At 67.4% G+C, this 6,048-nt stretch carries 8 protein-coding genes; 3 read left to right on the top strand and 5 right to left on the bottom strand.

The genetic code is table 11. From position 1 onward, the window contains the following. Together TX88_RS13640 and TX88_RS13635 are read right to left on the bottom strand one after the other, a co-directional pair. Positions 1–811, bottom strand: an 811-nt coding sequence (locus TX88_RS13640; RefSeq protein ID WP_244438421.1) for a DsbA family protein, incomplete at its 3' end; no start/stop codon positions are given. A 27-nt stretch (positions 812–838) separates the two neighbouring features. Continuing rightward, a complete protein-coding gene (locus TX88_RS13635; protein ID WP_084621899.1) occupies positions 839–1,975 on the bottom strand; it encodes an alpha/beta hydrolase in 1,137 nt (378 codons plus the stop codon). A gap of 13 nt (positions 1,976–1,988) precedes the next feature. Here TX88_RS13635 and TX88_RS13630 point away from each other — a divergent pair, with 13 nt between their 5' ends. Then, positions 1,989–2,816: an aldo/keto reductase gene (locus TX88_RS13630; protein WP_044517493.1), complete on the top strand. Its 828-nt coding sequence runs from the start codon at positions 1,989–1,991 to the stop codon at positions 2,814–2,816. Positions 2,817–2,821: 5 nt separating this feature from the next. Continuing rightward, a complete protein-coding gene (locus tag TX88_RS13625) occupies positions 2,822–3,664 on the top strand; it encodes an aldo/keto reductase (RefSeq protein WP_044517492.1) in 843 nt (280 codons plus the stop codon). 56 nt (positions 3,665–3,720) lie between these two features. Here the strand turns inward: TX88_RS13625 and TX88_RS13620 are convergent, their stop codons facing one another. Beyond that, positions 3,721–4,305, bottom strand: coding sequence for a TetR/AcrR family transcriptional regulator (locus TX88_RS13620; RefSeq protein ID WP_044517491.1), 585 nt, complete (start codon positions 4,303–4,305; stop codon positions 3,721–3,723). Between the two features lie 58 nt (positions 4,306–4,363). On the opposite strand from TX88_RS13620, the gene TX88_RS13615 reads away from it, so the two are divergent. After that, complete coding sequence (locus TX88_RS13615) at positions 4,364–4,870, top strand: GNAT family N-acetyltransferase (protein WP_044517490.1); 507 nt, start codon at positions 4,364–4,366, stop codon at positions 4,868–4,870. Positions 4,871–4,882: 12 nt separating this feature from the next. Here TX88_RS13615 and TX88_RS13610 read toward each other — a convergent pair whose 3' ends face one another. Further along, on the bottom strand, positions 4,883–5,590 hold the full coding sequence (locus TX88_RS13610) for an HNH endonuclease family protein (RefSeq protein WP_044517489.1): 708 nt from the start codon (positions 5,588–5,590) through the stop codon (positions 4,883–4,885). Next, on the bottom strand, positions 5,587–6,048 hold a 462-nt coding region (locus TX88_RS35130), incomplete at its 5' end, for a helicase-related protein (RefSeq protein WP_044517488.1). The genes TX88_RS35130 and TX88_RS13610, both read right to left, overlap by 4 nt.

The raw sequence follows: 6,048 nt of genomic DNA, 5'->3' as shown, positions 1-6,048 counted from the left end.
GCGCTGCGGGAGCGGGCGCGGCCGGTGCCGCCGGTGCGCCAGGAGCGGGCGCGGCGGGCGCTTCGGGGCCGGGGGCCGGGCCCTTCAGGGCGGGCAGGTCGCCGACGATCTCCTTGACCTTCGCGATCAGGGCATCGGGAGTGGTCGGGTTGTATTCCTCGCCGTTGAACCGAACGGTCGGTGTCGAGTTGATCCCGGTGGCTGCGGCCATGCCCTGGACCATCTCCACGTAGCGGCCCTTGGTGATGCAGTCGGGCACCTCACCGGCGGCACCGGCCTGGCGCGCGAGCTCGATGATCCGCGCGTTGTCGGGGTAGACGCCGCCGCCCTCCTCCGGCTGGATTCCGGGGGTGTAGAGCGCGGAGTGGAACCGACGGAAGGCATCGATGGACTCGTCGGCGACGCAGTAGGCGGCACCTCCGGCCCGCGACGAGTAGCCGTTGCCGGCCTTGTCCAGGATCGCCACCATGTGGTAGTCGACGGCTACCGCACCGGCGTCGATGAGCTTGTTGATGGTCGGGCCGAACTGCTGTTCCAGATGACCGCACGCGGGGCACAGGAAGTCCTCGAAGAGACTCAGCGTCACCTTGGGCTCAGTCGTGCCCTCTTTGGTGATCACGTTGGGCGCCGCCACGTGCACGGCCCGGGCCTCGCCGGAGGCCGGGCGCTTGTGGCCGGTCGTCACGATGTAGAGCACCAGGCCGACGGCGAACAGCACCACAACGGCTGTCAGCCCGATCTGAACCCACAGGTTGCGCTTGCGGTCAGCCGCCTTGAGGTCGTACTTCGCGGTCTTCTTCGGTTTGGCCACGTCGACAAGCGTACCGGCGCTGCCAGGTCAGCTTTCGGCGTGGCTGAGATGTGCGCGCAGGGCAGAGATCATCGCGCTCGTCGCGGTGGCGCTGCCGCCTCCCAGCGGGAAGAAGTTGGCGAACGCATGGATCATCGAGCGCTCCTCGCGGAGGTCCACCACCACCCCGGCGTCCTGCAGCGCCCTCGCGTAGCGGTTGCCCTCGTCACGCAGCGGATCGAACCCGGCGGTGACCACCAGCGCGGGCGGCAAGCCGGTGAGATCCTCGTTCAGCAGCGGTGAGATCACCGGATCATCGGCGGTCACGTCGGCACCGTCGAGATAGTGCCCGGTGAACCAGTGCATGTCGCGCGTGCTCAGGAAGTAGCCGTCGGCGAACAGCGTCTTGGATCGCGTGTCACTCGACATGTCGGTGACCGGATAGAGCAACAGCTGCAGCGCAGGCAGCGGCAGCTCGGAATCGCGGGCCTGCTGAGCCACCACGGCGGCCAGGTTGCCGCCCGCGCTGTCTCCCCCGACCACGATGCGCGTGGCGCCCAGACCGGCAGCGTGGTCGAGCGCCCAGCGGTAGGCGGCATACGCGTCGTCGACGGCGGCCGGCGCCTTGTGCTCGGGCGCGAGCCGGTAGTCGACGGAGATCACCTGGATTCCACCGTCCCGGCAGATCAGCCGGCACAGGTTGTCATGAGTGTCGAGGTCACCGATCACGAAGCCGCCGCCGTGGAAGTACAGCAACAGCGCGGATGTCGCCGGGGAGCCCGTGCCGTCGGGGACATATCGTCGCGCCGGGATGGGCCCGGCCGGTCCGGGAATCGAAATCTCGCTCACGTCCGCATGGATGCGGACCTTCATCATGGCTGCGGTGGCCCGCAGCGCGGCCCGCGAGACGGCGACGCCCGACTCCGGGCTGTGATCGGCGACCAGGCCTCCGACCCCGGCCGCGTGTTCGGCGGCCAGAGTGAATTGCAGCGTGGTGTCCAGGGTGTTGCCGTCTACCGTCACCGAACGCCCGCCCAGCAACAGGCGCTTGACCCGGTCGGAGATCCGCGGGATCGCGGCCAGCGTGACCTTGGTCGCCTGCACGAGCAGCTGCTGTTTGACGGTGTCCCCGGGGCGACCGTCAGATCCCCCTCGGGCCTGCTCTGCTGGCAGACTTTCAGTCATGGCTGATCCCTCTGTGAGTCCTCGTGTCACGCTCAACGACGGTAATTCGATACCGCAGGTCGGGTTGGGGGTTTGGCAGACCCCTGCCGAAGAGACCGAACGCGCAGTGGCCGCGGCGCTGCAGGCAGGCTACCGGCACATCGACACCGCCGCCGCGTACCGCAACGAGCCCGAGACGGGCCGCGGCCTGGTCAAATCCGGTGTCCCCCGCGAGGACGTGTTCCTGGTGACCAAGCTGTGGAACAGCGACCAGGGGTATGACTCGACGTTGGCGGCGTTCGACGCCAGCCTGGACCGGCTCGGTGTGGACTACCTCGACCTGTATCTCATCCACTGGCCCGTGCCGGCCAACAACGCCTACGTCGACACGTTCAAGGCCTTCGCGCACCTGCGCGATGAGGGCCGGGTCCGGTCCATCGGGGTGAGCAACTTCGCGCCCGAACACCTCACCGTGCTCATCGACTCCACCGGCATCGTGCCCGTGGTCAATCAGATCGAATTGCACCCGCTGCTACCGCAACACGAGCTTCGTGAGGTGCACGCCGAATTGGGCATCGCCACCGAGGCCTGGAGCCCCCTGGGCCAGGGGTCGTTACTCGCCGATCCGGTGATCACCGGCATCGCCGACCGGCACGGCAAAACCCCCGCACAGGTACTGATTAGGTGGCATATACATCTGGGTAATATCGTCATCCCCAAGTCGGTGAACCCCGAGCGGATTGTCAGTAATTTCGACGTGTTCGATTTCGACCTGGACGAAGCGGACATGGCGGCCATCGCCTCGTTGGAGACGGACACCCGCCTGGGCCCCGATCCGCGAACCTTCAACTTCACAGGATAGGTGCCATGACCTCCTCGGACGGGGCTGCGATTCCCACCGTCACGCTCAACGACGACCGTACGATCCCCGTCGTCGGTCTTGGCGTCGGCGGACTCTCGGATTCCGAGGCAGAGCGCGTGGTTTCGGCGGCCCTGGAGGCCGGCCACCGGTTGATCGACACCGCCGCCGCCTACGGCAACGAGGCCGGCGTCGGCCGTGCCATTGCGGCATCGGGCATTCCGCGCGAACAGATCTCGGTCACCACCAAGCTGGCCATCACCGATCAGGGCTTCACGTCATCCCAGGATGCCGGGCGGGCCAGCCTGGAGCGGCTCGGCCTGGACTACGTGGACCTCTACCTGATCCATTGGCCCGGCAACGACATCGGCAAGTATGTCGACAGCTGGGGTGGGCTGATGGCGCTCAAGCAGGCCGGGTTGGCCCGCTCGACGGGCGTGTCCAACTTCAGCCCCGAGAACCTGTCCACGATCGTCGACTTGACGTTCGTCGCTCCCGCGGTCAACCAGATCGAGTTGCACCCACTGCTCAACCAGAGCGCCTGGCGGGCGGCCAACGCCCAGTACAACGTCGTCACGGAGGCCTACAGCCCGCTCGGCGTCGGCAATCTGCTCGACAACCCGGCCGTCACGGCCATCGCCGGGGCGCACGGCAGGACCCCGGCGCAGGTGCTGATCCGCTGGAGCATCCAGCTGGGCAACGTCGTGATCTCGCGGTCGACCAACCCGGAGCGGATCGCGTCCAACCTCGACGTGTTCGGCTTCGAGCTGACCGACGAGCAGATGGACAGCCTCAACGCCCTCGATGACGGCACCCGGTTCCGGCCGGACCCGGCGACCTTCACGGGGTAATTCCGCTTCCGCGAACAGACGTGAATGTCCCCCAGAAACCAGTTTCTGGGGGACATTCACGTCTGCTGGCCGGCAAGAAATGAGCCGACAGCACGCGTCACCCGCTCCCCCTCTCCCGTTGCGAGCAGGTCGAGCAGGGCGCCTCGCAACACCGCCAACGCCAGGGTGCGGGCGGCCACGCCCTTCTTGCTGTTCTTCTCGTGCACCGGTTGACATTCGGACAGCACCTCCAGCCAGTCCTCGACGGTGGCCCGCGCGAATCCCGCCCACGCGCCGTCGGGCTCGACGAGTGAGCGGGCATAGGCCTCGGCCCACAGTGTCAACAGCGGCCGATGTTCCACGGCGGCAAGCCAACTCCAGATCTTTTCGACCGCCACGGCCAGGCCGACACGGTCGGTGCCTGTGGTCTCCCGAAGTTGTTCGAGGAGCGCGAGTTCATCGCTGCGCGCCCGTGTCAGCAGCGCACGCACCAGACCCTCCTTGCTACCGAACAGGAACAGCAGCACGCGGGGGCTGGACCCGATCGCCGTCGCCAGCGGGCGCAGCGACAGGTCACCCAGACCATGGGCGAGTGCGTATCGGTACGAGGCCTCCAACAGTTCGGTCTGCCGGGCTGACGGGGTTGTCGTGTCCGCGGGCACGTTGGTAGCCTACCGCTACTGAAACGAGTGTGTCAGTGATTCGATGCGGAGGTCCACCATGTCGCAGGCCGTGGATGAGAGGCAGGTCGTTCTGCGCCGCGCTGACCACCCCGGTGATCTGGGCTGGGTGGTCATGGCTCACGGCGAGATCTACGACCGCCAATTCGGTTGGGACACCGACTTCGAGGCACTGGTGGCCAAGATCGTGGCCGACTTCGCCGAGGACCACGCCCCGGCGCGCGAGGCTGGCTGGATCGCCGAGGTCGACGGCGAGCGTGCGGGGTGCATCTTCTGCATGGCAGGCGACGAGCCCGCGGTGGCCAAGTTGCGGATCCTGCTGGTCACGCCGGACGCCCGCGGGCTCGGACTGGGCATGCGCCTCGTCGCGGAGTGCTTGAGATTCGCGCGAGAGGCCGGCTACCGCCAGGTCACGCTGTGGACCAACGACGTCCTCGTGGCGGCCCGAAAGATCTACCAGTCCTTTGGATTCCGGCTCGTCGACGAGGAACGCCACCACAGTTTCGGCCACGACCTCAACGGCCAGAACTGGATAGTGGATCTGTAGAGCTGCGGCTGCTCAGCCCGTGGGGCAGGTGCCCGCGGCTTCGCGCAGAACCCCGGCCGACGCGGCGTCGACCGGGAGCGTGTAGCCGCGCAGCACCTCGGCGAACTGCACCGCGTACTGACACCAGAACGCCCGGTTGGGCGGCATCCAACGGGCGGGCTCCTGATCGCCCTTGTCCTGATTGGGTTTACCCGCGACCGCCAGCAGATTGGCCGGATCGTTGGCGAAGCGCAGCCGCAGATCGTCGGGCCAGTCACGGGCGCCCAGGTCCCAGGCCAGCGCCAGCGGCACGATGTGGTCGATCTGCACCGCGGCACCCGTCTGATTGCCGCGTACGAACGACACCACCGCATTGGTGTAGGGATCGTGCAGCGTGCCGGTCGCCACGGCGGACGGGCAGCGCTTGATCGCAACGAACGTCTTGTCGACGAGGTCGCGGTTGAGGATGTCGTTGCGGGTGTCGCAGCCGTTGTGACCACCGGGCGCGCTGTTGTCGTCGTCCCAGGACTCACCGAACGCCGCGCGGCGATAGTCGTTGCCGCGCACCCGTACCGGCACCTCTGACACCCCGGCCAGCAGATCCACCCCTGGTGCCAGGCTGGGCGGTTGCGCCTGGGCGGCGAACCGGACGGAGTGCGGTGTCGACGTGGTCACCTGGATGGCGACCACCACCGCGAGTGCGACGGCCACGGCCAGCCACCAGACCCGGCGGCGGGTCACGCCTTGTCCAGGTACTCGACGCGGTCGGTGTTCACGAATTGTGCCGCCAGCAGATCCATCCCGGGATCGTGTGGACTCTGCTCGTAACGCTGCTCGCAGAACGCCCGGGCCTCCTGGATCACCTCGAGGTGATCCCGCAGGGACAGGAAACGCAGGTTGATGGTGCGCCCGGACTGGTTGAGGCCCAGCACGTCTCCCTCACGACGCTCGTCGAGGTCGAGATCGGCCAGGGCGAAGCCGTCGAGTGTCCCGGCCACGGCGGTGATCCGCTCACCGGCCTTGGAGGTCTCGGGCAGCCGGGTGGCCAACAGACACAGGCTTGGATGCTGACCACGACCGATCCGGCCGCGCAGCTGATGCAACTGGCTGATGCCGAACCGGTCGGCGTCCATCACCACCATCATGGTCGCGTTCGGCACGTCCACGCCGACCTCGATGACGGTGGTACATACCAGGAC

The organism is Mycolicibacterium septicum DSM 44393 (genome assembly GCF_000455325.1).
Lineage (GTDB): Bacteria > Actinomycetota > Actinomycetes > Mycobacteriales > Mycobacteriaceae > Mycobacterium > Mycobacterium septicum.
The sequence above is the reverse complement of the archived record's forward strand: the minus strand, read 5'-3'. Positions and strand labels throughout refer to the sequence as shown.

What these genes read in the sequence shown, in the direction of transcription:
- TX88_RS13625 (WP_044517492.1), top strand. Translation starts at nt 2,822, where the DNA reads ATGACCTCCTCGGACGGGGCTGCGATTCCCACCGTCACGCTCAACGAC.
- TX88_RS13615 (WP_044517490.1), top strand. Translation starts at nt 4,364, where the DNA reads ATGTCGCAGGCCGTGGATGAGAGGCAGGTCGTTCTGCGCCGCGCTGAC.
- TX88_RS13635 (WP_084621899.1), bottom strand. Translation starts at nt 1,975, where the DNA reads ATGACTGAAAGTCTGCCAGCAGAGCAGGCCCGAGGGGGATCTGACGGT.